Here is a 26,836-nt window from a genome sequence, read left to right as displayed (position 1 = left end):
GATCCGCGCTACTGTCCCGATTGCAAACCAAAGTGCCCGCGATCCGGCAGAGTGGTATTTACTTTGCCTGCGGGTTCTCGAAAATTCCGCTTGGACTATACAGAGAATTTTGCTTAGATCAAAAAAATTTTGGTGGGAGAAAAATCGCGGTGTCATCTGCACCCGGCAAGTCTGCGGCGTCCGCACAACCGAAAGTCGGCGCGCTCATCCGCGCCCGGCGACGGCAATTGCAGATGACCTTGCAGGAACTTTGCGATGCCGCCGGCATCTCCGTCGGCTATCTCAGCCAGGTCGAGCGGGACCACGCCACGCCGTCTCTCGGCACGCTCGCGCAGATCGCGCGCAGCCTCGATGTCGGGGTCGATTATTTCATTGCTACGCCCAGCATGGAGGATGGACTGACCCGCGCCGGGGAACGCAACAGGTTTTCCGTCGACGGCTCCTCGATCGTCTATGAGCGCATCGCCGCCGATTTCACCGGCAATGTGCTTTCGTCCTTCATCCTTCATGTGCCGCCGGGCTATAAATCCGAGACGGTAAGCCATGAGGGTGAGGAAATCCTCTACCTTCTCGAAGGCTCGATCACCCAGCGCCTCGATGGCGAGGAAATGGCCCTGTCTGCTGGGGACAGCCTGCATTTCCGCGGCAATCGTCCGCATTCCTGGTCGAATGACACGAAGGAAACTGCGCGCCTGCTCTGGACCGGCACCTTGCCGATGTTCAGATCGCGCGCCGAGCGCCCGGCCCTGCGCAGTTCAAGGGCCGACGAGAAAATAACGGGAACCAAGCTCACTAAGGAGAGACCATGATGAAGCTGTTCAAGGCCGCGTTGCTCGCGGCCGCGCTGGCGCTGCCGATCACGGCGGGCGCAACCTACGCGGCGACGCCGGAAACCGCGCTGGTGGTGGCGCAGAATATCGACGATATCGTCAGCATCGATCCGGCCGAGGCCTACGAATTCTCGTCGGGTGAATATGTCACCCAGACCTATGATCGCCTGGTGCAGTATGATGCGCCGGACGTGAAGACGCTGGCGCCGGGTCTCGCCACCGAATGGACCGCCGACGACGCCAGCAAGACCATTACCTTCACCTTGCGCGACGGCGTCAAGTTCACCTCAGGCAATCCGCTGCGCGCCGAAGACGTGGTCTATTCCTTCAAGCGTGTCGTTGTGCTCAACAAGGCGCCGGCCTTCATCCTGAGCCAGCTCGGCTGGACGCCGGAAAACATCGATACAATGGTCAAGGCCGACGGCAACAAGGTTGTCGTCAAATATGATGGCGATTTCTCTTCCGCCTTCGTGCTCAACGTGCTGGCCGCCCGTCCGGGCTCAGTGGTCGATGCCGTAACCGTGCAAGCCAACGAGACCAATGGCGACATGGGCAATGCCTGGCTGAAGGCGAATTCGGCCGGGACCGGTCCCTTCGTGCTGAAGGCTTTCCGCCCGGCAGAGATCATCAATCTCACGGCTAATCCGGATTATTTTGGCGGTGCGCCGGCGATGAAGACGGTCATCATTCGCCACGTTGCGGAGGCCGCCACCCAGCAGTTGCTGCTTGAGTCCGGCGACGTCGATATGGCCAAGAACCTGACCCCGGACCAGATCGCTACGCTTGCCGGCAAGGATACCGTCAAGGTCGAAACCTATCCGCAGGCAGCCGTGCACTTTCTCTCCTTCAACCAGAAGGACGAAGCTCTCACGAACCCCGCGATCTGGGAAGCTGCGCGCTATCTCGTCGACTACAAGGGCATGACCGACAGCTTCCTCAAGGGCCAGATGCAAATCCATCAGGCGTTCTGGCCGTCGGGCTTCCCGGGTTCGCTGGACGAAACGCCCTACAGCCACGATCCCGAAAAGGCCAAGAAGATATTGGCCGATGCCGGCGTGAAGACGCCGCTGAAGGTGACGCTGGACGTCATCAACTCGACGCCGTTCACCGACATGGCGCAGTCGTTGCAGGCAGGCTTTGCCGAGGCCGGCATCAACTTCGACATCATCCCCGGCACGGGCTCGCAGGTCATCACCAAGTACCGCGCCCGCACACATGAGGCTATGCTGCTTTACTGGGGCCCGGACTTCATGGACCCGGATTCCAACGCCAAGGCCTTCGCCTATAACGAGGACAATTCGGACGGCAACTACCAGTCGACCACGACCTGGCGTAACGGCTGGGCTGTGCCGGCCGAGCTGAACGCCGAGACCAAAGCAGCACGCGCCGAAGCCGACCCTGCAAAGCGCAATGAAATGTATGTCGATCTGCAGAAGAAGGTGCAGGCCAATTCGCCGATCGTCATCATGTTTCAGGCGGCGACACAGGTCGCGCTGGCCAAGAATGTCGAGGGCTATGTCAACGGCGCGACATCCGACTTCGTCTACTACCGTCTCGTCACCAAGAAATAGCTGGCTTTTATCCCTCGGAGCCGCCGCTTGGCGGCTCCTCCTCATTCAACAACAGAAGAACTTAAAGATATGCATGAACAGCGGATGGCTCGCCTGCGCGAGCGCATGACGGCAACCGGGACCGATCTCGTCGTAGTCGGTCCTTCCTCGCATCTCGTATGGCTGGCAGGCATGTCGCCGCATGGCGACGAGCGGCCGGTGTTGCTGATCGTGTCGAAAGATCATGCCGGCTTCCTGATGCCGTCGCTCAATGCGGATAGCCAGCGGCCATTCACCAAGCTGCCCTTCTACACATGGGCCGACGCTGACGGGCCCGATGCAGCACTGGCAAAACTACTGACCGACAGCGGTGCAGACCGGCCCGGCCTGAAGATTGCGCTGGACGAGACCATGCGCGCCGATTTCACGCTGCTGGTGATCGACGCGCTGCCGGGCGCGAAGCGCGGCTTCCTGAACGATACGGTCGGCTATCTGCGCGCCCGCAAGGACGATGCCGAATACGCGTTGCTCAAGATGAATGCCGTGCTCAATGATGGCGCCATGCGGGCGGGCTTTGCCGCACTCAAGGAAGGCATCACCGAACTGGAAGTTGGGCAGGCCATCCGCGATTATTATATCGCCAATGGTGCGAAGCCGGAATTCGTCAGCGTCTGCTTTGGCGAGAATGGAGCCTTCCCGCATCACCACACCGGCGACCGCAAGCTGAAGCGCAACGAAGCCGTGCTGATCGACATCGGTGGTCGCAAGGATGGCTATCCCAGCGACATGACGCGCGTCGGTATTTTCGGCGAGACGCCGGCAGGCTTCGACGAAGTCCATGGTGTGCTGGAGCGCGCCGTGCAGGCGGCGGTCGATGCGGCCAAGCCCGGCGTTGCCGCCAAGGAAGTCGACAAGGCTGCTCGCGATGTCATCACCGCTGCCGGCTACGGCGAGTTCTTCCTGCATCGCACCGGTCACGGCCTCGGCATCGATATTCACGAGCCGCCCTACATCACGGGTACATCCGAGACGATCCTTGAAGAGGGCAACGTCTTCTCGATCGAGCCGGGCATCTATCTGCAGGGCAAATTCGGCCTGCGGCTGGAAGAGATCGTCATCGTGCGCGGCAATCGTGCAGAGGTGCTTTCCGAACTGCCGCGGAGCGCCTTCGTCGTGAAATAGTCGAGCAGGTTGCGCAGCGGTCAGGAACCGCCGCGCTTGACGGCAAAAGCGGCCTGAACCGCCCGATTGACCGTGACCGGCAGCATTGACATGTGGTTCTCGCCCGGATGCAGCTCGAAGCTGGCTTTCAGCTTGTCCGGTGAAAGACGGTTCAGACGCTCCGCCATGTCTTTTGCGAATTCGTCGGTGCGGGTGACCTTCTTTTGTTCCAGCCGCTTGGCTTCATCCTCTGCTCCGATCTGGAACGGAGCCAGTTTTTCGGTTTCGTATTCGCCAGCCGACAGGATCACGTCGGCCACAAGACCTTCAGGCAAACTGGCTTCGAAGGCTTCGAGAGAGCGGTCGATCAGGCGATCCTCCCAATAGATCGCTGGGCTCGCAGAAATCCATGTCCGAAAGGCAAAGGGGCGGTTGAAGAGCGCATAGAGCGCGAAGAGCCCGCCGAAAGAGTGCCCATAAAACGCCTGCCGGCTGCGGTCGATTTTTACGCGGCCCTCGATCCATGGCTTGAGTTCGTCTTCGATGAAGGCAAGAAACTCCCCGGCACCCCCTGTGCGCACGTCGGGCGTGTTTTCGTAGAAGGGCGGATAGGTTTTCCCTGGCGGTGGCCCGAGATCCCAAGAGCGCCGGAGCGGATCATAGGCGCCTTCGACGGGATAGCCGATCGCCACGATCACGCCTTCTTGGATACCCGTGCCGAGCGGGTAGTTCGCCTGCGCCCGAACTGCATCCACCGCCGTCGCGATCACGGCGTTGCCATCGGTCATATAGAGCACCGGCCAGCCGGTTTCAGGCTCGGGTGCTGCCGGTATGTAGGTGAAGATGCGGTAGGGTTCGCCGCCATTGGCAGGAACGAAATCCTGGACGGTCGTGTTGGCGACAAGGGCAGGTCTCGGGGTGGCGCGCTCTGGCATGAATTGTCTCTCGGCAAAGCTTGGTAAAGTTAGCGACGGCGCAGCAGCCACATCAGGATCGGCCCGCCGATAAGGGTGGCAACGAGACCTGCCGGAATCTGGCGTGGGAAGATCGCCGTGCGGCCGATCCAGTCGGCGGCAACCATGATCAGCGCACCGGCAAGCACCGCACCCACTGCCTGCGGCATGGCACGCGCAAGGCCGAGACGGCGGGCAAGATGCGGTGCCATCAAGCCGATGAAGGTGAGTGGCCCGACAATCAGCGTTGATGCTGCCGTCAGCGCTGCGGTCATCAGCAGGATGAGAAGGCGAGTCGTGGTGAGATTGAGGCCAAGCCCATGTGCGGCCGTTGGCCCGAGCGGTAATATGTCGAGCCAGCGCAGGAACAAAGGCGTCAACACAACCAGAAACGCGGCGAGCCCCGCGGTGAGTATTGCCGCATTGATATCAACGCCATAAGTCGATCCTGTGAACCAGTTCAGGAGCAGCATCGCGCGCGGATCGCCGGTTGCGGTCAGTATGAGGATCAAGGCGTCGAACAGCGCCGTCAGCGCTATGCCGGCAAGCAGAAGCCGCTCCGGCGCGAAGGCGGCGCGCCGTCCAAGCGCGAGCATTACCGACAGCGCGGCAAAGGCGCCGACGGTCGCGGCAATCGTCTGGGTGGGACGGCTTGCGTCGACGAACACGAACAGCGCCACGATCATGCCCAGCGCTGCACCTGCGCTGACACCGAGCACTTCGGGGCTGGCCATGGGATTGCCGGTCAGCCTTTGTATCATCAATCCGGCAAGCGCCAGCATAGCACCCGCCGAAAGGGCAGCAAGGACGCGCGGCAGCCGCCATGACAGGATCGACTGCAGCTGATCGCCGAAGGCGAAATTCCAGCCCGCCGGTCCGGGGCCATAGAACAATGCGAAGAAAAGCACTGCTGTCAGGAGGATGGCGATCCCGATCAGAAGCAGGCCGGGGTGCAATGCCCGCGGCAGTCGATCGGCGGTCAGCGCCGGAGTTTCCGAGCCGAGCTTGAGGCGTGGCAGCAGCCATAGAAGCAGTGGCGCGCCGAGCAGCGCGGTGATTGCGCCGGTCGGCAGCAGATCGCCTTGTGAGCCGGTCAATAGCTGCACGCCCTGATCCGCAGCCCACAAAAGGGCAGCGCCTATCAGCGGCGCCATGATGAGCCTCTGGCCAAAGCGGCGCGCGCCGCCGATGCGCGCGAGCGCTGCCGCAGCCAGGCCGATGAAGCCGATGACGCCGACTGCTGCTACGACAAACGAAATCAGAGCCACCGCAGCGCCCAGGGCGGCGAAGCGGTAGACACCGAGCGGAACGCCGAGGCTGCGCGCGCCTTCGTCATCGAGGCCAAGCAAGGTCAGCGGCCGCACCATGAGGCCGATCGCCAGGGCCGCTATGCCAAGACGCGGAATAAGCCAAAGCGTCGTCGTCCAGTCCTGCTGGCCGAGCGTTCCGGCGCCCCAGATGAAGAGGCCGGCCAGCCATTCATGCTTCAGCACAATCAGTGCGGCGCCGATGGAGCCGGCATAGAGGCTGACGACGAGGCCTGCCAGCACCACCGAAAGCGGCGACAGACCCTTGTGCCACGACAGGCCGAAAACGGCGGCGATTGCCACGAGCGCACCCGCAAGTGCCACCCATTCGCGGCCGTAGGCAAGCAGGGACGGCGCAAGAAGTGTCGCCAGGGCCAGCGCCAGATACGCTCCGGCGGAGACGCCGACGGTTTCGGGGGCGGCGAGCGGATTGCGCAGGACCTGCTGCAACACCGTTCCAGCAAGGCCGAGAGCCGCACCACAAAGCAGGCTGACTGCAAGCCGCGGCAGATAGGCGTAGTGGACCAGCACCTGCCGCATGTCGTCGATGTCGGGCGCGGTGAGCGCGTCGACCCAAAGTGCGGAAGGAAGCTGCACGGTGAGATTGGAGATGGTCGCGGCTGTGGCCGCCGCGATCAGCACGGCACAAAGCAGCAGCGCGCCAAGCGGCAGGTTGCCGAGGAATGAAAGCCGGTGTGACGTACTGCCCGCCGGCACCATCGTTGCTGCCTGATCAGCCATTGGCGCTCTCCGCCGTCAGTGCATCGGCAAGAACCTGTGCAAAGCGGGTCGCGGAGGGAAGCGTACCGAACATGAGAACCGGCGGCAGATGCAACATGGAGCGGCTGCGAACGAAGGGCATCGCGTTCCAGACCGGGCTTTCGGTCAGCGTTCCGGTTGCTCCCGTCGGCAATGGATCCAGATAGGCAAGGCGCGCATTGCTCGATCCCGCAAGTCCATCGATGCCGACCGTCGAAAAGCCCCAGTAGTTGGTCTCTGCCGTCCAGGCATTGCGGATGCCGATACGGTCGAAAACTTCCTGGAACAGGCTCTTGCGGCCATAGACGCGAACGTTGCGTGGATCGAGGAAACTGACGACGTAGATTGGCCGTTCGGAAAGCGGTTCCAGGCGCAGCCGGATCTCGGCGAATTTCTCTTCTGTCTCACGGATCAGCGCTTCGCCTTCCTCGACCTTGCCGACCAGTTGGGCAAGCTGCCGGGTGGCTGCGACGGAACGCTCGTAGGGCTGACCGTCTTCGGCGTAGATGCTGATCGACGTGACCGGCGCAATGCGTTCCAGCAGCGGCTTGATGCCGTCGAGAAATGGAATGCTCAGGATGATATCCGGCCGGAGCTGCTGGAGAAATTCGAGATTCGGTTCCAGAAGCGTGCCGATATCGGCTATTTCCGGCGGCAGTGGTGGCTCCACCACCCAAGCCTCCCAGGATTCACGATTGGGCACGGCGATCGGCCTGACGCCGAGCATGAGAAGCGTTTCCGTCAAGCCATGATCCAGGCAGACGATGCGTTGCGGTGGCTGCTCCGCGTGCGCCGGCAATGTAGCGATGAACGGAATCGCCAAAAGCCCAAGCGCTGCGCGCCGGCTCAATCCTCGACGGGGTGGGCCCTCAAGATGCGAAGGCTGGAACTGGGTCACTGAACGTAGCCGATGGGCTGGCCGGTAACGGGATGAGGAAACACACCCATTTCGACGCCGAAAATACCCTTCAGCACATCGCTCTTCATCATCTCGGCGGGCGTGCCGCGCGTCAGCAGGCGGCCATCCTTGAGCGCAATCAGTTCGTCGCAATAGCGCGCCGCCATGTTCGGATCGTGCAGGACAATGATGACGCAGAGATCGCGCTTGCGGCTTAGCTCTTGCACCAGCCCGAGCACTTCGACCTGGTGGGCGATGTCGAGCGCCGAGATCGGCTCATCGAGCAGCATCACGCCGGCGTTCTGCGCAACCAGCATGGCAAGCCATGCGCGCTGCCTCTCGCCACCGGAAAGCTCGTCGACCAGCCGGTCGGCGAAGCCTTCCATGTCGGTCAGCTTCAACGCTTCCTCGACATGCTGGCGGTCTTCCGCGCCGAAACGGCCGAGCGCACCGTGCCACGGGTACCGGCCGAGGGCCGCGAGTTCGCGTACCGTCAGGCCCGTTGCTGCGGGCGTCGTCTGGGGCAAATAGGCCAGCGCACGCGCCAATTCCCGTGAACCCCAGCGTTCGAGCGGGCGCTCGGCAAATGTGATGGCGCCCGAGGTGACCGCCTGCTGGCGCGCCAGGAGCTTGATGAGCGTCGTTTTTCCCGAGCCGTTATGACCGATCAGGCCGTAGACGCGCGAGCGCTCTAGTTCCAGCGATACCGGGCCAAGCAGCCTGCGATCTCCGACCGCGAAGCTGACATCATCGATCTTGAAGGCGGTTGAGACTTCGATCTGGGACACGGTTTTGACCTTTGCGCGACGGCTCGTGGGACGCTGGTGCAAAAGGAACAATGAATCCCCTTCGCACATGCGATATGCGGTTGACTATGAAACATGACTCTCATAGTCAACATTGAACATGACTTATGAAGTCAACAATCCAGGTGCTACCGCAAGGGGATTGCGGTGCATAGCGAATTTTAGAGCAGTGGGCATACCAAATGGCGGTTTTTATTGGTCGCAGCGTAACCGCTCGTGACGAGGTATCGTATCGGGGCAGGCTGATAGCGACGACGTTCCTGTCGACGATTTTATGCACAGGCTATGCACTTGCGCAGGAAAACAGCGCGCAGACTTCAGAAGAAACAACAGTACTCCAGCAGATCACGGTCAGCGCAGGAGCAGGTCGGGACAATTCCCAGGAAGACAACAAGACGGTGGCTGCAAAGCGCAGCTCCGGCGCGACGAAGACGGATACGCCACTGGTCGAGACGCCACGCTCCGTCTCGGTGGTAACGCGCAAGGAACTCGAGCAGCGCGGCGCGCAGGACATTATCGAGGCAGTTCGGTACTCCGCGGGTGTGACGACCGGCGGGTATGGCTTCGACCCGCGCTTCGATCAGATCTACATTCGCGGCTTCAGCGCGACAACGATTGGCGACTACAAGGACGGTCTTCGCCAGCCTTACATGAACTATGGCACCTTCCGTACCGACCCTTACTCGCTCGAGCGCGTAGAGATCATCAAGGGTCCGGTATCGGTCCTTTACGGTGCGGGCACCCCGGCCGGGATCATCAACAAGGTATCAAAGCTCCCGACGGAAGAAAAAATCCGGGAAGTCGAACTGCTGTATGGCACGCAGAACCGGGCGCAGGCTGCGTTCGATTTCAGCGGTCCGGTTACCGAAGGCAGCGACGAATTCCTCTACAGGGTTGTCGGTCTTGCGCGAAACGGCGAAACGAATTTCGACATTGGCGACGATCGCTATTTCTTGCAGCCGTCCTTTACCTGGAATCCGGATGCCGCAACGTCATTCACCGTGTATGGCCTGGTGCAATCCGAGGAGACGGACGCCAATGTCGGCGCAATCACCGACCCGGGTTCAGGAAAAGTTCTTCATCTGCGTGCCAGTGACCCGGATTATGATTACCAGAAAGTCCGGCAGCAACAGATCGGCTACAAGTTCGAGCACGATTTTGGTAACGGCCTTACTGCCCGTCAGAATCTTCGATATTCCCATCTGGATCTGAGATCGCGTTACCTAGGCATTTACGGCTGGGACGAGACCGAGACTGTCGCCCATCGGGGCGCGACCGCTATCCGCGACGAGATGAACGTTTTCCAGGTCGACAACCAACTCGAGGCCAAGTTCGACACCGGCCCGCTCGCTCATACGATGCTCTTCGGCCTCGATTATACCAAGGTGAACTCGTCGTTCGCCTACGGATTTGATTTCGTTCCAAACCCTGCCTATGACTTCGATATCAGCAACCCGACCTATGGCGTTTCCGGTCCAACGCCGGATTACAATTACATGGCTGCTGAAGCGGACTTGCGCCAGACAGGCATTTACGCGCTGGACCAGATCGAACTGGACAAGTGGCGCTTCACGCTCGGAGGCCGCCAGACCTGGGTCGAGCAGAACCGCGATACAGAGCTTCTGCTTTCCGGTGATAATCCAAAGGAAAACGTGAAAAAGGATGCTTTCAGCGTTCAGGCTGGCGCTCTCTACCTTTTCGATAATGGCATCGCACCCTTCGCAAGCTACGCGACCTCGTTCGAGCCTATTACGAACCGGTCGACCTCGGATAGCATTCTTGATCCAACCGAGGGTGAACAGTTCGAACTGGGTGTGAAGTATCAGCCACCGGGAACCGATATCCTGCTGTCGGCGGTCGCTTATCATCTCGTCGAAAAGAATAGACCCACCGTCGTCAATCCCGACCTAGGGACTTACCGTTCGCTTGGGGAAGTGACGAGCAAAGGCTTGGAGCTGGAGGCACGAGCCTCCCTTATGGACGGGCTGGATGTGATCGCGGCCTATACGTACAACCATGCTGAAATCACAGCCGGTGCCCCGACGGAAATAGGAAAGGTTCCGGTCGTCACGCCCGAACACGTGGCAACCCTCTGGGCGAACTACAAATTCGACGAGAGCACGGCTGTTTCAGGCCTGTCTTTGGGTGCAGGCGTGCGCTTTCTCAGCGAAACCTACACGAGCACGGCCAATACCAGCAAGAACGACGCGGCGGTCTATCTCGATGCCTCAGCGTCCTATGACTTCGGCGCCATCGACAAGAAATATGAAGGTGTCACTGCCGCGTTCGCAGTCCGCAACATTGCCGACGACCGCGCAACGGTATGCAACGATGGCTATTGCTATCTCGGACAGGGCCGGAACATTACCGCATCGCTGAAGTACCGCTGGTGAGCCTCATATCTAAGGCGGCACTTGATCGTCAGGTTCTGGCGTGACAGGCGATGGTCATCACACGGTGAGGTACTTCCGCACCTCGGGCTTATCGAGGTCTTCCGCCGGACCGCTGTGAACAATGCGTCCCCGGTCCATGATGTTGACCTCGTCGGCAAGTTCCCGGCAGAAGTCGAGATACTGCTCGACCAGGAGAATGGCGATGCCGGCCTGGTCGCGCAGATAGCGGATGGCGCGGCCTATATCCTTGATGATCGACGGCTGGATGCCTTCAGTCGGCTCGTCCAGCACGAGCAGTTTCGGCCGCATGACGAGGGCGCGGCCGATGGCGAGTTGCTGCTGCTGGCCGCCGGACAGATCGCCACCGCGGCGGCCGAGCATCTGCTTCAGCACCGGGAACAGCTCGAACACATGTCCTGGGATTTCGCGCTCCGCGCGCTTGAGCGGCGCGAAGCCGGATTCGAGATTTTCCTGAACCGTCAGTAGCGGGAAGATTTCGCGCCCCTGCGGTACGAAGGCGATGCCAGAGCGCGCGCGGTCATAAGGCGCGCGCCCGTCGAGAGCTGCACCCTCGAACCCGATCGCGCCGCTTGTCAATTTGTGGTGGCCGACTATGGCGCGCATCAGGCTCGTCTTGCCGACGCCGTTGCGGCCGAGCACGCAGGTGATCTTGCCCGCGCCCGCCGTCATCGACACGCCGCGCAGCGCCTCTGCAGCGCCGTAGTGAAGGACGGCATCCTTGACGGTCAGCATTATCTCCACACCTTCCAACGTCGCCAGAACGTCATGTCGAAACGGGTGAACGGAACGCGCCAATACATCGTCATCTCCCGAGATAGACTTCGACTACGCGCTCATCGGCGCTGACGAAGTCGAGCGAGCCTTCGGACAGCACGGAGCCCTCGTGCAGGCAGGTCACCTTGACGCCAAGTTCGCGCACGAAATGCATGTCGTGCTCGACCACGACTACGGAGCGGGTCTTGGCGATTTCCTTGAGCAGGCGCGCCGTCTCTTCGGTTTCGGCGTCCGTCATGCCGGCGACGGGCTCATCGACCAGAAGAAGCTTCGGGTCCTGCGCCAAAAGCATACCGATTTCGAGCCACTGCTTCTGGCCGTGCGACAGGTTGGCTGCGAGGTCATGGCGTTTCGCCTCGAGCCTGGTGGTGGCGAGGATTTCGTCGATACGCCTTGTCTCTTCGAATGAGCGACGATGAAACAAGGCCGGGAAGATCGAGCGCGGCCCTTTCAGGGAAAGAACAAGATTATCCTCGATCGAATGGCTTTCGAAGACGGTCGGCTTCTGGAATTTCCGGCCGATGCCCATCATGGCGATCTCCGCCTCGTCGTGGCGCGTCAGGTCGATCTCGCCATCGAAGAAGACCTCGCCGCTATCCGGTCGCGTCTTGCCGGTGACGATATCCATCATGGTCGTCTTGCCGGCGCCGTTGGGGCCTATGATGGCCCGCATCTCGCCCTTGTCGAGCACCAGCGAGAGATTATTGATGGCGCGGAAACCGTCGAAGGAAACCGAGACGCCGTCGAGATAGAGGATGGTGTTGCTCTTCGACATGGCCTCGCTACTCCGCCGGTTGCGGTTCGCCGCCGTCGAGCGGCGTCGGGCTGGATTTGGCGGCCGGCTTCTGCTTGACCGGCATGGCGACCTCAACGATTGGCGGAATACCTTGTTCCGGCGTAGCGGCAGCGCGGCGTTCGCGACGGGAATTTTGCCATTGGTCCCACATGCCGACGATGCCCTTCGGCAGAAACAGGGTGACGGCAACGAACAGTCCGCCGAGCGCAAACAGCCAGAATTCGGGGAATGCGCCGGTGAACCAGCTTTTGCCGCCATTGACCAGCAATGCGCCGATGATCGGGCCGACCAGCGTGCCGCGCCCGCCGACCGCCGTCCAGACGACGACCTCGATGGAGTTCGCGGGATCGAATTCGCCGGGGTTGATGATGCCGACCTGCGGCACATAGAGCGCGCCGGCGACGCCCGCCATGACGGCGGAAACGGTAAAGGCAAAGAGCTTCACGTTCTCCGCTCTCCAGCCAAGAAAGCGCGTGCGGCTTTCAGCATCGCGCACTGCCATCAGCAGCTTGCCATATTTCGAGCCGATGATGCGCCATGTGATGAAGACGCCGAGCGCGAGTGCGATGGCGCTGGCGGCAAACAGCGCCGAGCGGGTCGTGTTGGCCTGGACATTGAAGCCAAGGATATCCTTGAAATCGGTCAGGCCGTTGTTGCCGCCAAAGCCCATGTCATTGCGGAAGAAAGCGAGCAGCAGCGCGTAGGTCATCGCCTGGGTGATGATCGAGAGATAGACTCCGGTGACGCGCGAGCGGAAGGCGAACCAGCCAAAGATGAAGGCGAGCAGGCCGGGCACCAGCATCACCATAAGGGCGGCGAACCAGAAGTGGTCGAAGCCATGCCAGAACCAGGGCAGTTCCTTCCAGTTGAGGAAGACCATGAAGTCGGGCAGCAGCGGGTTGCCGTAGACGCCACGCTCGCCGATCTGGCGCATCAGATACATGCCCATCGCGTAGCCGCCGAGCGCGAAGAATGCGCCATGGCCGAGCGAGAGAATGCCGCAATAGCCCCACACAAGGTCAAGCGCGAGCGCCAGCAGCGCATAGCAGAGGTATTTGCCGACCAGCGCCACGATGTAGGCCGGTACATGGAAGGCGCTGGCCGGCGGCACTGCGATATTGAGGATCGGCACAACGATCGCCACCGCAAGCAGGATCGCGATGGTGATGGCGATGCGGCGATCCGCGCCGGCTGCGAAGAAGCGTCCCGTCATCATGCTTCCACCGCCCGGCCCTTGAGCGCGAACAGGCCGCGCGGGCGCTTCTGGATGAACAGGATGATGAGGACGAGTACGAGGATCTTGCCGAGCACTGCACCGGCATAGGGTTCGAGAAATTTGTTGAGGATGCCGAGCGACATGGCGCCAACCAGCGTGCCCCACAGATTGCCGACGCCGCCGAAGACCACGACCATGAAGCTGTCAATGATGTAACCTTGGCCGAGATTGGGCGAGACATTGTCGATCTGGCTGAGTGCCACGCCGGCAATGCCGGCAATGCCCGAGCCCAGCGCGAAGGTGAGCGCATCGACCCATGGCGTGCGGATGCCCATCGAGGCGGCCATGCGCCTGTTGGCCGTCACCGCGCGCATCTGCAGGCCCCAGGACGTGCGCTTCATGACATAGAGCAGCACCGCAAAGACGCAGAGCGCGAAGACGAGGATCCATAGCCGGTTCCACGTGATCGCAAGCTGGCCGAGATCGAAGGCGCCCGACATCCATGAGGGGTTCCCGACTTCGCGATTGGTCGGGCCGAATATGGTGCGCACGGCCTGCTGCAGGATCAGCGAAACGCCCCATGTGGCAAGCAGCGTTTCCAGCGGACGGCCATAGAGAAAGCGGATGATGCCGCGCTCGATGGCAAGCCCGACGCCGCCGGCAACGAGAAAGGCGAGCGGTAGTGCGATTGCCAGCGACCAGTCGAACAGTGCGGGCGCGTGGGTGCGGATGACCTCCTGCACGACGAAGGTCGTGTAGGCACCGAGCATGACCATCTCGCCATGGGCCATGTTGATGACGCCCATGACGCCGAAGGTGATGGCGAGGCCGATTGCCGCCAGCAGCAGCACCGAGCCGAGCGAGATGCCGTACCAGACGTTCTGGCCTGTCTGCCAGAGAGCGAGCGTGGAATTGATGTGTTCTACAGCTGCACCTGCAGCATTTTTCAGCGCGCCTTGAGCGTTGGCCTGGAAGCCAGTGAGCAGCGATAGCGTATCTCGGTCGCCGCGTTTGCCGAGCAGTTCTATGGCTGCGAGCTTTTCGGCCTCGGGCAAATCCGAAACCAGCACGGCGGAAGCGCGTGCATCCTGCATTCGCGCCTTCACGCTCGCTTCGGTTTCCTTGGCGATTGCTGCGTCCAATGCTGGGATTGCATCCGCATCGGGGCTCTTGAACATCGTGGTTGCGGCCGCCAGGCGTACTTTCGGATCATCGGAGCCCAGAGTGAGTGTTCCCAGCACATCGCGGATTGTGCCACGCAGGCTGTTATTGACCCTGATCTTGGTGATCTCGGCCTTCAGTGCCTCACCGGCGGGTTCGCCGCTCAGCGGGTCCAGAAGACTGGCGGTCGCGCCGCCTTCCTTGCCGATGAAGACGCCATCGTCGGATTTGCGGACATAGAGATTTCCTTCGGAAAGTGCGTTGAGCACTTTTTCCACTGCCGGGTCGCCTGTAGCGCCCAGTTCGCGCACCACGGCCTCGATTGCCGGAAAACCCTTGGCGGTGGCGAATTTGGTGACGGTCTGACGAAGTGCTGCTTCATCGGCTGAAGACGCAGCGGCGAACATCAGCGTCAGCAGGAATGTCAGGCCAAGAGCGCGCAGAATTTTCATCGGCAAGCAATCATCCGGAGGAATTTTGAAACCGAACTCCGGGCGGGTGGAGAGACAACCCGCCCGGAGTATGCGCGGCCGTGGGCCGCGCACCCCAAGAGCGTCAGTTCGTGCCCTTGCCGCCGCACTTGCCGGTAGCAACGTTGAAATTGCCGCACGACATGGGCTTGCGCCAATCGGCGATCAGATCCTTGGAATCCGGCAGGTAGTCGGACCACTCGTCGCCGACCACAAGGCCAGAGGTCTGCCACACCGTCTCCATCTGGCCGTCGGCCTGGATTTCGCCGATCAGCACCGGCTTGGTGATGTGGTGGTTCGGCATCATCGTGGAGAAGCCGCCCGACAGGTTCGGCACGGACACGCCGACGATTGCGTCGATGACGGCGTCGGGATCGGTGCTGCCGGCTTTTTCGACCGCCTTGACCCACATATTGAAGCCGATGACATGGGCTTCCATCGGGTCGTTGGTCACCCGCTTCGGGTTCTTGGTGTACTCCTTCCACTTGGCGATGAAGTCGGCGTTCTCGGGCGTATCAACCGACTGGAAGTAGTTCCAGGCGGTGAGGTGGCCGACCAGCGGCGCGGTGTCGAGGCCCGCGAGTTCTTCCTCGCCGACCGAGAAGGCCACGACCGGAATGTCTTCGGCCTTGATGCCCTGGTTGCCGAGTTCCTTGTAGAAGGGGACATTGGCGTCGCCATTGATGGTGGAGACGACGGCGGTCTTCTTGCCGGCCGAGCCGAATTTCTTGATGTCCGAGACGATCGTCTGCCAGTCGGAATGACCGAACGGCGTGTAGTTGATCATGATATCCTCGGGCGCAACGCCCTTGGCCTGGAGATAGGCTTCGAGGATCTTGTTGGTCGTGCGCGGATAGACGTAGTCGGTGCCGGCAAGCACCCAGCGCTTCACCGAACCGCCTTCTTCGCTCATCAAATAGTCGACGGCCGGAATGGCCTGCTGGTTCGGGGCAGCACCCGTGTAGAACACGTTGCGCTGGCTTTCCTCGCCTTCATACTGAACCGGGTAGAAGAGCAGATTGTTGAGTTCCTCGAACACTGGCAGCACGGATTTGCGCGATACCGAGGTCCAGCAGCCGAACACCGCCGCCACCTTGTCCTTTTCGATCAGCTCGCGCGCCTTTTCCGCGAACAGTGGCCAATCGGAAGCGGGGTCCACGACCACTGCCTCGAGCTTCTTGCCAAGAAGGCCCCCCTTCTTGTTCTGCTCGTCGATGAGGAAGAGCATGGTGTCTTTAAGCGTGGTCTCCGAAATCGCCATCGTGCCGGACAGGGAATGAAGAACGCCGACTTTGATGGTTTCTTCCTGCGCACGCGCTGGCAAGGACGAGATCAGGCTCGCAGCAATGACACCCGCCGCAACTATTTTACCAATGACCGAAAAACTTCCCCTCATTATGACACTCCAACTGGTTGTTGCACCGCAATAACAGAAGCAACCACCGTGCCAGTCAGGAAGCGATGGTCTGGGATTCGTTCGAGGGAAGTCTTTTCAATTACTTATCCGGCTCTGCCCGCTCGGTTGGCGGTGGCGAGCGATGCGGACCCGTGAGGTGTTGCAGGTTTTATGCGCACTGCAGCAAAAATTGATTACAAAATAGGCAATATTATTTCATGCATATATTTGCATCATATGTTAGGAATTTTTGCCGAGCGCCCAGAGGCGGCTAATTCGCCGGTCACATGCCCCATCGGAGCGCTGCCGTATGAACTGGCGCGTCCCAATATCCGACCAACTCGTCGTCGAGCCGGCTCAGCGTGATCGAACAGCCCGCCATGTCGAGCGAGGTGACGTAGGAGCCGACAAGCGAGCGCGCTATCGAAACGCCATGCTTCTCGAAGATCTGTCTGGCGCTGTTGTACATCAAATAGAGTTCCATCAGCGGCGTGCCGCCGAAACCGTTGACGAAGAGCAGGCCAGGGCCTCTCGCTGCGTCGCCCAGATCAGTGACAATCGTTGAACATATCTCCTCGGCGATTTCGTCAGCGCTTTTCAGGCGTTCCCGGCGGCGGCCGGGCTCGCCATGGATGCCGACTCCGAACTCCATCTCCCTGTCGCCGATGTCGAATGTCGGTTTGCCGGCCGCCGGAACGGTGCAACTGGTCAGCGCCACGCCCATGGAACGCGTTGCAGCGTTGACGCGGCTGCCCAGCGTCTTCAGTTCCTTCAAGCCCATGCCCTGCTCGGCAGCCGCGCCGACAATCTTTTCGACAACTAGCGTTCCAGCGACGCCGCGCCGACCGGTGGTGTAAAGCGAATCCTCGACAGCCACATCGTCATTGGTGACGACCTGCATGACGCCTTCAGACATTTCTGCCGCCATGTCGAAGTTCATCACATCGCCTTCGTAGTTCTTGACGATGAAGAGACAGCCTGCGCCGGTGTTGACGTCTTCGGCAGCCGCCATCATCTGGTCGGGCGTCGGCGACGTGAAGACCTGGCCGGGGCAGGCCGCATCCAGCATGCCGTGGCCGACCAGCCCGCCATGCAACGGTTCATGGCCCGAACCGCCGCCAGAAATGAGCGCTACCTTGCCGGGTTTCAGGATCTTGCGGCGGACGAATTTGTGCTCGTCGCCCAGCGCCAATATGTCGGAGTGAGCCGCGACGAAGCCGTCGAGGCTCTCGGTCAGCACGGTATCTATCGAATTGAGAAACTTCTTCACGGCCGTCCTCCCGAATTGGCCGGGCAAGCGAGAAAGTTCAGGTTCCGCCTTTGCCCGTAATGCTGGTGATGCGCTGGATGAATTCATTGATGGCGCGGTCGAGCGCTGCATTCTGCTTGTGGTCGCCGAGATCGGGTACCGTCAGCGAGATGTGCCGCGTTTTCTTAACGCCTGCGGCCGGCGAAATCTTGCCCGGATGCGCCTTGCGATAGGCTTCGAGGAACTGTTCGCGCTCGGCGGGGCTGAAGTGGCAGACCGAAACGATCGCCGTAAGATGCCTCGACGGGATCGGGGTCGAATAGGCCGGGCTTGATATCTGCGTTACGAAGCTGCGGTGCTTGCCGAGAGCGTCGGCGAGGCGCTGGCGCATTCCGGAAGGGCGCTGATCGATGACATTCGACAGGATCGTCTTGTAGGCGCGGATCGCTTCTTCCGATCCGGTATCGTTCAGTTTTTTCATATCGGCCATGTGTCGGTACCTACACCGAAACTTCGGCAATGGCTGCCTTGGCCATTGCGAGTTGTGCTGGAACGACGGAAAGATCGCGCAGGCCGGCTTCTAGCAGGGCAGGGATCGTCGCCGGGTCGCCCCCGGCGTCGCCGCAGAGGCTGACGAGAATGCCGTTTGCCGCACCGTATGCCGCTACTTGCGAAATCAAACGCAACACCGCCGGGTTGCGGACCGCGTTGAGGGCGGCCACCGCGCCATTGTCACGGGCAGCCGCCATGACATATTGCGTCAGGTCGTTGGAACCGATCGAAAAGAACGCAACATCTGCGAAAGCTTCGGGTGCAATCGCCACGGACGGCACTTCGACCATGATGCCGAGCGGCGGCAACTTGTGCGGCAAGCCAACGGCCTCCAGCTTTGCACGCTCCTCAGCGAACAATACACAAGCGCGTTCATATTCTTCCGGCACCGCGATCATCGGGAACATGACCTTGAGATTGCCGTGAACACCGGCGCGCAGCAGCGCTCTTATCTGAACGCGAAAAATTTCCGGGTGCGCCAGAGACAAGCGAATGCCGCGCAGGCCGAGAAACGGATTGCTTTCCTCGACCGTGAAGCCGGGAACCGGCTTGTCGCCGCCGGCATCGACGGTGCGGATCGTCACAGGTTTTTCGCCAGCCCATTCGAGCACATGTGCGTAGGCACGGTACTGCGTTTCCTCGTCAGGAAGGCCTGAGGCGTGGCCGAACAGGAATTCCGTCCGCATCAGGCCGACACCGTCGCAGTTAGCGACATCGACAGCATCGACATCGGATGGATCGGCGATGTTGATCTGAACGCGCACCGGCGTGCCAAGTTTCGTGAGCGCCGGGCCGGCGAGATAGGCTCGGGCCTTGTCTTGCCGCGCGGCGAAGGATGAAGAGAATTTTCGAAATTCCTCGATCTCGACCGCCGAAGGCGCGAGCACGATACCACCATGCTCGGCATCAAGGAGGGCAAGACCTGTTATTGCTGCGTCTCCGGAGCACAAGCCCACTACCATGGGAACGCCACGCGCGCGGGCGAGCATGGCGACATGGCTGGCCGTGCTGCCGCGCCTGAGCGCGATGCCGCCGCCTTTGCTCCAATCGGTTTCGAGAAAGCGTGTTGGCGCGATATCGTCGCCGTAAAGGATCGCACCGACGGGGGCGGTGAAACCGCTTTCCAGAGAAAGCGCGCGCAATACCCGGTCCCGAATGTCTCTTATGTCTGCGGCACGCGCCCGAAAATAATCCTGATCGGAATTTTCGTAGCCGGAAATCTCGACGTTCAGTGCCTGCTGCCATGCCTCGTCAGCAGCCGAGCCTTGCGCAATGGCGGCAAAGGCAGGGCCCGTCAGGGCGTCGTCTTCGAGCATTGCGATCTGGAACTCGAGGATTTCCGCCGCGTCGCCTTCGCTTGTCTCTATCAGGGCGGCGAGGCTTTCGATGGCCGCGCCTACCGCGGCTTCCAGAGTTGCTTTTTCCAGATCCGGCAAGCCGCTGGGGGAATAGCCCGCGCAGACCTGTTCCAGGCTGTGGAGCGGTCCTTCGGCGTAACCGGCCGAAGCGGGTATACCCTTGAGCCTAAGCGGAGCGGGCATGGTCCGCGCCTTCGTCAAAATCCCGCTGCACCAGATCCACCAAAGCGCCCACAGCCTCTTTCGCTTCGTCTCCCGTTGCCCTGAGATGCAGCAACGTGCCTTTCGGCGCCTTCGCGGCCATGACCTTGACGATGCTCTTGGCGTCGAACCAGGGGCCGCTCGCGGCAAGCGCTATTTCCACCTGTGCGGAAAAGCTCTTCGCGAGCTTGGTGAACTTGACCGAGGGCCGGGCGTGAAGCCCCACCTCGTGGGTTATCAGAACAGTGGCCTCGGCAGTTGCGGACATTCTCAATTCCTGTTCATTCACGCTGGCGACAGCTCATGCGCCGTCGCCACCACTTCCCTCAGCGAAGCGCCGCCCGAAGCCTCGGTCGCCGCCATCACGGCGCCCTCGACGATCGGCGCATTGCAGATAACGATCTTGGCCGCGCGTGGTTCGCCGATCATTTCAACGGCCATTTCGCTGTTGGTTTCGGCGCCGCCGAGATCAACGAGAATTGCAACGCCCGCTTCCGACCATGCCTTGTCGATTGCGCCCATGATCGCCTCGACATTGGTGCCGAGACCGCCATGGCCGTTTCCGCCGCACCATGCAAGCGGCACCTCATCGCCCACCATCTGGCGCACCATGTCGGCTGTGCCTTCCGCCACCAGCGGGGAATGCGAAACGATAACGATCCCGACATTGCTCATGCGTCTTCTCCAGCAGTCTCCACGACGGCGCGAACCAGCAACGCGACCGAGCGTGCGCCGGGGTCCATATGGTCGATCGAGCGATCTCCCAGGAACGAGGCACGGCCGCGACTGGCTTTCATTGGAACGGTTTTTTCGGCGGCTGCATCGGCCGCCGCGACGATCTCGACGCCGGATGCACCGGCAGCCATCGTTGCCTGTACGGGATAGAGCACGTCGAGCATGGTTTTCTGGCCCACCTCCGATTTGCCACGTGCGGCGACTGCTTCTATCGCCTTACCAAAGGCAGTCGCGAATCCGGCGCGATCCAACTCCGCTGGAAGCTCCTTGCCGAGTGCCAAGAACATAGTGCCGAACAGTGGACCGGACGCGCCGCCCACTGTCATCACCAGCTTGGTGCCGATTGCCTTCAGCGCCTCGGGCAATGGCTTCGCGGCGATTTGATCTGCGTCCGCTCGCACGGCCTCGAAGCCGCGCTTCATGTTGAGGCCATGATCGCCGTCGCCGATGGCCTGATCGAGAGCAGTGAGTTCTTCCGCATGCGCTGCCACCTTGTCGGCAACGGCTGTTATCAGCGCCTTCAGGTCAAGTTTCGTCATCGTCTCCGCGCTCATCGGTTTGCGATCCTGTCTCCTGCCGCGTCGAAGAAAAGCGGTGCGCGATAGCGGATCATGATCCTGTCGCCCTTCGCCAGGTCCGTGTCGGGATCGGTCAGCGTCACCAGCTTTTTGGACCCTACCGTCACGTGCAGATGGTTCTGGTCGCCGAGATGCTCGACCCAGTCGACAGTGCCGTCGGCATGCCCGTTCACCGCTTTCTCGATGGTGAGATGCTCGGTGCGTGCGCCGATCGTTTTCGTTCCCGTTGGCGCGTCTGCGTCTGGCAGAAGTCCGGTCGGTAAAAGGTTGATGGCAGGCTGGCCGAGCCGCGCGGCAACGTGCAGGTTTGCCGGTTCGGTGTAGATCGTTTTCGGTGTGCCGATCTGCACCAGGACGCCGTCTGTGAGGATGCCGATACGGTCGGCCATGGTCATCGCCTCGATCTGATCGTGCGTGACATAGAGCATCGTGGCGCCGAGCTCAGCCTGGATGCGCTTCAGTTCCAACCTGAGATCGGCGCGCAGTTTGGCGTCGAGCGAGGACAGCGGCTCGTCCATCAGATAGATCGCCGGCTTGCGCACAAGCGCCCGGCCGATAGCGACGCGCTGCATCTCGCCGCCGGAGAGTTTCGTTGCGCGGCTAGAAAGCTTGTGGTCGATGCGCACCATTTTCGCCACATCCCCGACGCGGCGGCGCACCGCATCCTCGCTAAACCGTCGCGCCGGCGAGCGCAGCGGAAAGGCGAGATTGTCGAAGACAGAGAGATGCGGATAGAGCGAATATTGCTGGAAGACGAAGGCGGTATCGCGCGCTGCCGGTTCGAGATCGGTGGCATCGCGGCCGCCGATGTGGATCTTTCCGGTCTCCGGTTTCTCCAGTCCTGCGATCAGCCGAAGCGTTGTGGTCTTGCCTGCTCCGGTCGGGCCGAGCAGGACAACGAATTCACCATCTGCAATATGCAGATCGAGATTGCTGACGGCTGCCCGCTCGCCAAACGACTTAGTTACGCCGTTGATGTGCACCTCAGCCATGATGCACTCTCCCTTGGGAGGCCAGATCATGGATGGAGGTGCGGACTGCGCGTCCGGACTTCTTGTCGAACAGCGACAGCCTTGCGCTGTTGAACGAAAGACCGACCTGATCGCCGGGATTGAGCCTGATCTCGGCAGGCACCCGTGCCTTGATGATGCCGTCCGCCGTCTCCACCGCCGCGATCTGCGTGGTGCCGAGATACTCTGTGCCGTAGATGGCGCCGCGCAGGCCGGACTTGTCATCGAAGCGGATATGTTCCGGCCTGATACCTAGCGCCATATCGGCCGGCGCAACATCCTCACGAACCTCCGGCACGGTAACCTTGGCGCCCTGCACCATGATTTCCCTGGCGCCTCTGGCAAGCCCACCGCCAAAGCCGAGAAAGTTCATCGGCGGTGAGCCGATGAAGTCGGCGACGAACATGGTCGCCGGGCGATCATAGATTTCGCGCGGCGTGCCGAACTGCTCGATTATGCCGTGGTTCATGACAGCGATCTTGTCGGCCATCGACATGGCCTCCATCTGGTCATGCGTGACATAGACGGTGGTTGCGTGGATGCGGTTGTGAAGTTCGCGCAACTCATGAACCATCAGGTCGCGGAACTCCGTGTCGAGCGTGCCGAGTGGCTCGTCCATGAGAAAGCATTTCGGCCGGCGCACGATGGCGCGGCCGAGCGCGACGCGCTGGCGGTCGCCGCCGGCAAGACCCGAGACGGATTTGTTGAGCAGATGATCGATGCGCAGCAGTTTCGCCGTCTCCTCCACGCGTTGCCTTATTTCGGAAGCAGGCATTCCCTGGGCAAGCAGCGGGAAACCGATGTTCTTACGCACGTTCATATGCGGGTAGAGTGCGAAGAGCTGGAATACGAAAGCTATGTCGCGTTCGCGGGCGCGCCGCATGGTCACGTTCTCGCCGCCGAGCAGAATTTGTCCGCTCGTGGGCAATTCGAGGCCGGCGATCATGCGCAGCGTCGTCGTCTTGCCGCAGCCGGACGGTCCGAGCATGACGAAGAACTCGCCGTCCTCGACGACGAAGTTCGAGTCCTCGACCGCGGTGAAGGCGCCGAATTCTTTCCTGAGATTCTCGACCCGGATTTCCGCCATGGCCCTTACTCCGGAAACTTCGAAACGACGATGAACATGACGGTTCCGAAAAGCATGGTGATGAACGACCAAGTATAGAGCGACAGCGCGAAAGGCTGGAACAGCATCAGGAAACCGAGACCGATGATGATCGTGGCGACGTTTTCCAAAAGGCCGCGCCTCAGCCATACGGGCCATCTGGATTTGTGTTTGCCGGGCTGGGTCATGCTCATTTGCGCACCGCGCCGAAGGTGATGCCGCGCAGGAGTTGTTTCCTGAGCAGTATGGTGAACACCAGTATCGGAACCAGGAAGATCGTGGTTCCGGCGGCGACTGCCGGCCAATCCTGCCCGCCTTCGCCGATGATGGCTGGGATGAAGGGCGGTGCAGTCTGTGCAGTGCCGGAGGTCAGGAGTGCGGCGAATGCATATTCGTTCCACGCGAAGATCAGGCAGAAGATCGCGGTCGCGGCAATGCCGGTGGTCGCCTGCGGAAGCACGGTTTTCCAGAATGCCTGAAGCCGCGTATAGCCGTCTATCATCGCAGCCTCCTCGTATTCGCGCGGGATTTCGTCGATGAATCCCTTCAGCAGCCAGACTGCGAGCGACACGTTGACCGCCGTGTAGAGCAGGATCATGCCAAGCGCGGTGTCGGAGAGGCCGAGCTCGCGGTACATCAGGTAGATGGGGATAGCGACGGCGATCGGCGGCATCATCCGCGTCGACAGGATGAAAAACAAAAGATCGTCGGCCAGCGGCACCTTGAAGCGTGAGAAGCCATAGGCTGCGAGAGTGCCTAGAAATACGGCGCAGAAGGTGGAGCCGAAGGCAATGATCAGCGAATTGACGAAGCGCGGCAGGAAGTTGGACGGCCCCGCGATGACCATGTTGCGCTTGCGCGTGGTCTCATCGCAGAAGGTCGTCGCCGGCCCCAGTGAATTGATGTAGTCCGGCGTCTGCCGCGTCCGTGTCGTGAAGAGGTTGCAATAGCCCTCGACGCTCGGCTGGAACAGGATTTTCGGCGGATATGCGATGGAATCCGGCGGCGTCTTGAAGCTGGTGGCGAATATCCACAGAAGCGGCACCATCGAGATCAAGGCATAGACGACAACGATCGTACCGGCGATGCGTTTCGACGTGGCGGTAGGCGCGACGACCGAATGGGCGGTGGTAAGGCTCATCTCTGCTTCACCTTGTTGAGCGCCTTGACGTAGATGTTGGCCAGCCCGAACACCGCGACAAAGAGTATGATGGCGAAGGCCGAGGAATAGCCTGTGCGCCAGCTTTCGAAGGCCTGTCGCTTCAGCGTGATCGAGGCGACTTCCGTGGTCGAGCCCGGCCCTCCGCCGGTGAGCAGATTGACCATGTCGAACATCTTGAAATTCTCGATGCCGCGAAACAGCACCGCCAGCATGATGAAGGGCAGGGCCATCGGCAGCGTGATCGACCAGAACTGACGCCAGTTCGAAGCGCGGTCGACCTCGGCAGCTTCATAGATATATTCGGGAATGGAACGCAGTCCGGCCAGGCAGATCAGCATCACGTAAGGCGTCCACATCCAGGTATCGACGATGATGATCGACCATGGCGCCAGCGAAACGTTGGAAAGCATTTCGATCTGCGTCGGCGGAATGCCGGTGACGAACGAGACGGCATAGGCGAACAACCCGATCTGCGGCTGATAGAGGAAGCGCCAGAAATTGCCGACCACCGCCGGCGACAGCATCATCGGAACCAGGATGATCGTCGTCCAGAAGGCATGGCCGCGAAACTTTCGGTCGATGAGGTAGGCGAGAGAGAAACCGATCAGGGTCTGCAGAACGATGGTCCAGAAGACGAAATGCGCGGTCGTCTGCATGGCGATCCAGATGTCAGGGTCGTTGAGGATACGCTGATAGTTGGAAAGGCCGACATTCTTGACGAGTTCATTGGGGCGATTGGCGCGATAGTTGGTAAAGGAGAGCTGGATCGCCCAGATCAGCGGGAAGATGTTGATGGCGAGCAGCAGCAATATCGTCGGTGAAATGAAGAGCCAGGCGAGGCCCTTATCGCTCATGCCGCGAACCCTGCGGGCCAGTGGCTCCGGGGTCGCCCGGGCAACGCCATCCGCCGTCCGATTGAGCATGGTCAGTCCCGTCTCGGTCACTGCTTATCCCTGCCGGTTGAATTTAGCTGAACCCTGTCCCGTGCCAAGGGCGGCACGGGACAGTTTTTGAGGTCGTCAAATCACGACCGAGCCCCGGGAGGGATCACATCTTGCCGTCGTCCTGGAATACTTCGGTCCAGTCCTTGACGAGGCCGTCGAGGGCGTCCTTGGCAGTGCCATTGCCGGCAACGACATAGTCATGGAAACGCTTTTGGGACGCCTGAAGCAGGGACGCATAGCTCGGCTCGGCCCAGAAATCCTTCACGATGGCCATGGAGTCGAGGAAGGTCTGCGCATAGGGCTGGCTGGCCGGGAAACCCGGATCTTCAACGACCGCCTTGAGACAGGAATATCCCCCAAGCGACCACCATTTGGCCTGGACATCCTTGTTGGCGAACCATTTGATGTATTTGAGCGCCGCTTCCTGATGCTCCGAATAGGAGACGACCGAGATGCCCTGGCCGCCAAGCTGGGCGAACTGCGCGGTCTCTTTCGGATTGACGAAGAAGCCGATCTTATCGCCACCGACAGCCTCGTCCTTGTAGAGGCCGGGCCAGGTGAAGGCGAAGTTCATGTGCATCGCGACCTGACCGGATTTGAAGGCGTCGACACCTTCGCCCATATAGCTGTTGGACGAGCCGGGCGGGGTGCAGCAGTCGTAAAGCGCCTTGTAGAATTCGAGCCCCTTCACCGCACCTTCGGAATTGACGAAGCCTTCCATTTCGTAAGGCTTGTCCGGGTTCTCGTATTTGAAGCCGAAGCTGTAGAGAACGTCCATGACGCCCATCGTGACGCCTTCGGAACCACGCTCGGTGTAGATCGAGGCGCCGTAGACCGTCTTGCCGTCGATCTCACGTTTCTGGAAGAACTCCGCGATCTGCTTCAACTGGTCGAAGGTGGTCGGCGGCGCGAGATCCCAGCCGTATTTCTCCTTGAACTCCTTCTGCAGTTCAGGCTTCTCGAACCAGTCCTTGCGGTAGGTCCAGCCAACGACATCGCCCATCGCCGGCAGCGCCCAGTAATTCGGCGTATTCTTCGGCCACTCGGAATAGCCGACGACGGTTGCCGGCACGAAATCGTCCATGCTGATCTTCTCCTTGTCGAAGAAGTCGTTCAGCTTGACATAGTGGCCGTTCTCGGCCGAACCGCCGATCCACTGGCTGTCGCCGATGATCAAGTCGCAAAGCTTGCCTTTCGAATTCAGCTCGTTGAGAAAGCGGTCGGCATAGTTCGTCCATGGCACGAACTCGAATTTCATGCCGATGCCGCTCTCCTTGGTGAAGTCCTTGGACAGCTCCACAAGCGCATTGGCCGGGTCCCAGGCTGCCCAGCAAAGCGTCAGATCTTCTGCCTGTGCGACGTTGGAAATGGCGGTCGAGGCCAACAGCGCCGAGGCCAGTCCAAGCGTCATCTTCGATAACGGTTTCATGCCTTCCTCCCATATGAGGGAT

General features: G+C 60.8%; 25 protein-coding genes. 4 read left to right on the top strand and 21 right to left on the bottom strand.

The annotated features are described in order from the left end of the window. Window positions 1-149 precede the first annotated feature (149 nt). The 3 genes from G6N74_RS11040 to G6N74_RS11030 all read left to right on the top strand — a co-directional run bounded on the left by G6N74_RS11040 (window position 150) and on the right by G6N74_RS11030 (window position 3,562). Window positions 150-809, top strand: a complete 660-nt coding sequence (locus tag G6N74_RS11040; protein ID WP_165117206.1) for a helix-turn-helix domain-containing protein — start codon at window positions 150-152, stop codon at window positions 807-809. Beyond that, window positions 809-2,401: an ABC transporter substrate-binding protein gene (locus tag G6N74_RS11035; protein ID WP_165117829.1), complete on the top strand. Its 1,593-nt coding sequence runs from the start codon at window positions 809-811 to the stop codon at window positions 2,399-2,401. The genes G6N74_RS11040 and G6N74_RS11035 overlap by 1 nt, the downstream gene beginning before the upstream one ends. Window positions 2,402-2,485: 84 nt before the next feature. Continuing rightward, entirely contained in the window at window positions 2,486-3,562 is a 1,077-nt protein-coding gene (locus G6N74_RS11030; protein ID WP_205826632.1) for a M24 family metallopeptidase, read from the top strand. A gap of 20 nt (window positions 3,563-3,582) precedes the next feature. Here G6N74_RS11030 and G6N74_RS11025 read toward each other — a convergent pair whose 3' ends face one another. Genes G6N74_RS11025 through G6N74_RS11010 form a run of 4 tightly spaced genes read right to left on the bottom strand, consistent with a single transcriptional unit; the run spans window position 3,583 to window position 8,246 of the window. Next, the gene (locus G6N74_RS11025) at window positions 3,583-4,476 is read right to left on the bottom strand and encodes an alpha/beta hydrolase (protein ID WP_165117202.1); all 894 of its coding nucleotides are present in this window, start codon (window positions 4,474-4,476) and stop codon (window positions 3,583-3,585) included. A gap of 29 nt (window positions 4,477-4,505) precedes the next feature. Then, entirely contained in the window at window positions 4,506-6,542 is a 2,037-nt protein-coding gene (gene fhuB, locus G6N74_RS11020; protein WP_165117200.1) for a Fe(3+)-hydroxamate ABC transporter permease FhuB, read from the bottom strand. Beyond that, window positions 6,535-7,410 (bottom strand): ABC transporter substrate-binding protein, encoded by an 876-nt coding sequence (locus G6N74_RS11015; RefSeq protein ID WP_165117828.1) that lies wholly within the window; start codon window positions 7,408-7,410, stop codon window positions 6,535-6,537. Before G6N74_RS11015 ends, fhuB begins: the two co-directional genes overlap by 8 nt. 44 nt (window positions 7,411-7,454) lie before the next feature. Then, on the bottom strand, window positions 7,455-8,246 hold the full coding sequence (locus G6N74_RS11010) for an ATP-binding cassette domain-containing protein (protein ID WP_312857861.1): 792 nt from the start codon (window positions 8,244-8,246) through the stop codon (window positions 7,455-7,457). 200 nt (window positions 8,247-8,446) lie between these two features. On the opposite strand from G6N74_RS11010, the gene G6N74_RS11005 reads away from it, so the two are divergent. After that, window positions 8,447-10,657 carry a TonB-dependent siderophore receptor gene (locus tag G6N74_RS11005; RefSeq protein WP_165117196.1) on the top strand — a complete coding sequence of 737 codons (2,211 nt, stop codon included), beginning with the start codon at window positions 8,447-8,449 and terminating at the stop codon, window positions 10,655-10,657. A 57-nt stretch (window positions 10,658-10,714) separates the two neighbouring features. On the opposite strand, the gene urtE is transcribed toward G6N74_RS11005, so the two are convergent. From urtE to G6N74_RS10920, 17 genes are all read right to left on the bottom strand, one after another. Beyond that, window positions 10,715-11,410: an urea ABC transporter ATP-binding subunit UrtE gene (urtE, locus tag G6N74_RS11000; protein ID WP_165117827.1), complete on the bottom strand. Its 696-nt coding sequence runs from the start codon at window positions 11,408-11,410 to the stop codon at window positions 10,715-10,717. Window positions 11,411-11,480: 70 nt separating this feature from the next. Further along, a complete protein-coding gene (urtD, locus tag G6N74_RS10995; RefSeq protein WP_165117194.1) occupies window positions 11,481-12,227 on the bottom strand; it encodes an urea ABC transporter ATP-binding protein UrtD in 747 nt (248 codons plus the stop codon). 7 nt (window positions 12,228-12,234) lie between these two features. Then, on the bottom strand, window positions 12,235-13,464 hold the full coding sequence (gene urtC, locus G6N74_RS10990; RefSeq protein ID WP_165117192.1) for an urea ABC transporter permease subunit UrtC: 1,230 nt from the start codon (window positions 13,462-13,464) through the stop codon (window positions 12,235-12,237). Beyond that, window positions 13,461-15,077 carry an urea ABC transporter permease subunit UrtB gene (gene urtB / locus G6N74_RS10985; protein WP_165117190.1) on the bottom strand — a complete coding sequence of 539 codons (1,617 nt, stop codon included), beginning with the start codon at window positions 15,075-15,077 and terminating at the stop codon, window positions 13,461-13,463. Before urtB ends, urtC begins: the two co-directional genes overlap by 4 nt. 103 nt (window positions 15,078-15,180) lie before the next feature. Continuing rightward, the gene (gene urtA, locus G6N74_RS10980) at window positions 15,181-16,491 is read right to left on the bottom strand and encodes an urea ABC transporter substrate-binding protein (protein WP_165117188.1); all 1,311 of its coding nucleotides are present in this window, start codon (window positions 16,489-16,491) and stop codon (window positions 15,181-15,183) included. A gap of 283 nt (window positions 16,492-16,774) precedes the next feature. Then, window positions 16,775-17,761: a dihydroxyacetone kinase subunit DhaK gene (gene dhaK, locus G6N74_RS10975; protein ID WP_165117186.1), complete on the bottom strand. Its 987-nt coding sequence runs from the start codon at window positions 17,759-17,761 to the stop codon at window positions 16,775-16,777. Between the two features lie 37 nt (window positions 17,762-17,798). Next, window positions 17,799-18,230 carry a hypothetical protein gene (locus tag G6N74_RS10970; protein ID WP_205826630.1) on the bottom strand — a complete coding sequence of 144 codons (432 nt, stop codon included), beginning with the start codon at window positions 18,228-18,230 and terminating at the stop codon, window positions 17,799-17,801. Between the two features lie 10 nt (window positions 18,231-18,240). Continuing rightward, window positions 18,241-19,833, bottom strand: coding sequence for a phosphoenolpyruvate--protein phosphotransferase (ptsP, locus tag G6N74_RS10965; protein ID WP_165117184.1), 1,593 nt, complete (start codon window positions 19,831-19,833; stop codon window positions 18,241-18,243). Continuing rightward, window positions 19,817-20,119, bottom strand: a complete 303-nt coding sequence (locus tag G6N74_RS10960; RefSeq protein ID WP_165117182.1) for an HPr family phosphocarrier protein — start codon at window positions 20,117-20,119, stop codon at window positions 19,817-19,819. The genes ptsP and G6N74_RS10960 overlap by 17 nt, the downstream gene beginning before the upstream one ends. Before the next feature lie 17 nt (window positions 20,120-20,136). Further along, complete coding sequence (gene dhaM / locus G6N74_RS10955; RefSeq protein ID WP_165117180.1) at window positions 20,137-20,526, bottom strand: dihydroxyacetone kinase phosphoryl donor subunit DhaM; 390 nt, start codon at window positions 20,524-20,526, stop codon at window positions 20,137-20,139. Further along, window positions 20,523-21,125, bottom strand: coding sequence for a dihydroxyacetone kinase subunit DhaL (gene dhaL, locus G6N74_RS10950; RefSeq protein ID WP_165117178.1), 603 nt, complete (start codon window positions 21,123-21,125; stop codon window positions 20,523-20,525). The genes dhaM and dhaL overlap by 4 nt, the downstream gene beginning before the upstream one ends. Window positions 21,126-21,136: 11 nt before the next feature. Continuing rightward, the gene (locus tag G6N74_RS10945; protein ID WP_165117176.1) at window positions 21,137-22,156 is read right to left on the bottom strand and encodes an ABC transporter ATP-binding protein; all 1,020 of its coding nucleotides are present in this window, start codon (window positions 22,154-22,156) and stop codon (window positions 21,137-21,139) included. Beyond that, window positions 22,149-23,261, bottom strand: a complete 1,113-nt coding sequence (locus tag G6N74_RS10940) for an ABC transporter ATP-binding protein (RefSeq protein WP_165117174.1) — start codon at window positions 23,259-23,261, stop codon at window positions 22,149-22,151. Before G6N74_RS10940 ends, G6N74_RS10945 begins: the two co-directional genes overlap by 8 nt. Window positions 23,262-23,266: 5 nt before the next feature. Beyond that, a complete protein-coding gene (locus G6N74_RS10935; RefSeq protein WP_205826629.1) occupies window positions 23,267-23,473 on the bottom strand; it encodes a hypothetical protein in 207 nt (68 codons plus the stop codon). Further along, window positions 23,470-24,420: a carbohydrate ABC transporter permease gene (locus tag G6N74_RS10930; protein ID WP_165117172.1), complete on the bottom strand. Its 951-nt coding sequence runs from the start codon at window positions 24,418-24,420 to the stop codon at window positions 23,470-23,472. Before G6N74_RS10930 ends, G6N74_RS10935 begins: the two co-directional genes overlap by 4 nt. After that, complete coding sequence (locus G6N74_RS10925) at window positions 24,417-25,364, bottom strand: carbohydrate ABC transporter permease (protein ID WP_165117824.1); 948 nt, start codon at window positions 25,362-25,364, stop codon at window positions 24,417-24,419. Before G6N74_RS10925 ends, G6N74_RS10930 begins: the two co-directional genes overlap by 4 nt. A 124-nt stretch (window positions 25,365-25,488) precedes the next feature. Beyond that, window positions 25,489-26,814, bottom strand: a complete 1,326-nt coding sequence (locus G6N74_RS10920) for an ABC transporter substrate-binding protein (RefSeq protein WP_165117170.1) — start codon at window positions 26,812-26,814, stop codon at window positions 25,489-25,491. Window positions 26,815-26,836: the final 22 nt, after the last annotated feature.

The sequence above is a fragment of the Mesorhizobium zhangyense genome, assembly GCF_011045115.1.
In the GTDB taxonomy this organism is placed as follows: domain Bacteria; phylum Pseudomonadota; class Alphaproteobacteria; order Rhizobiales; family Rhizobiaceae; genus Mesorhizobium_M; species Mesorhizobium_M zhangyense.
The sequence above is the reverse complement of the archived record's forward strand: the minus strand, read 5'-3'. Positions and strand labels throughout refer to the sequence as shown.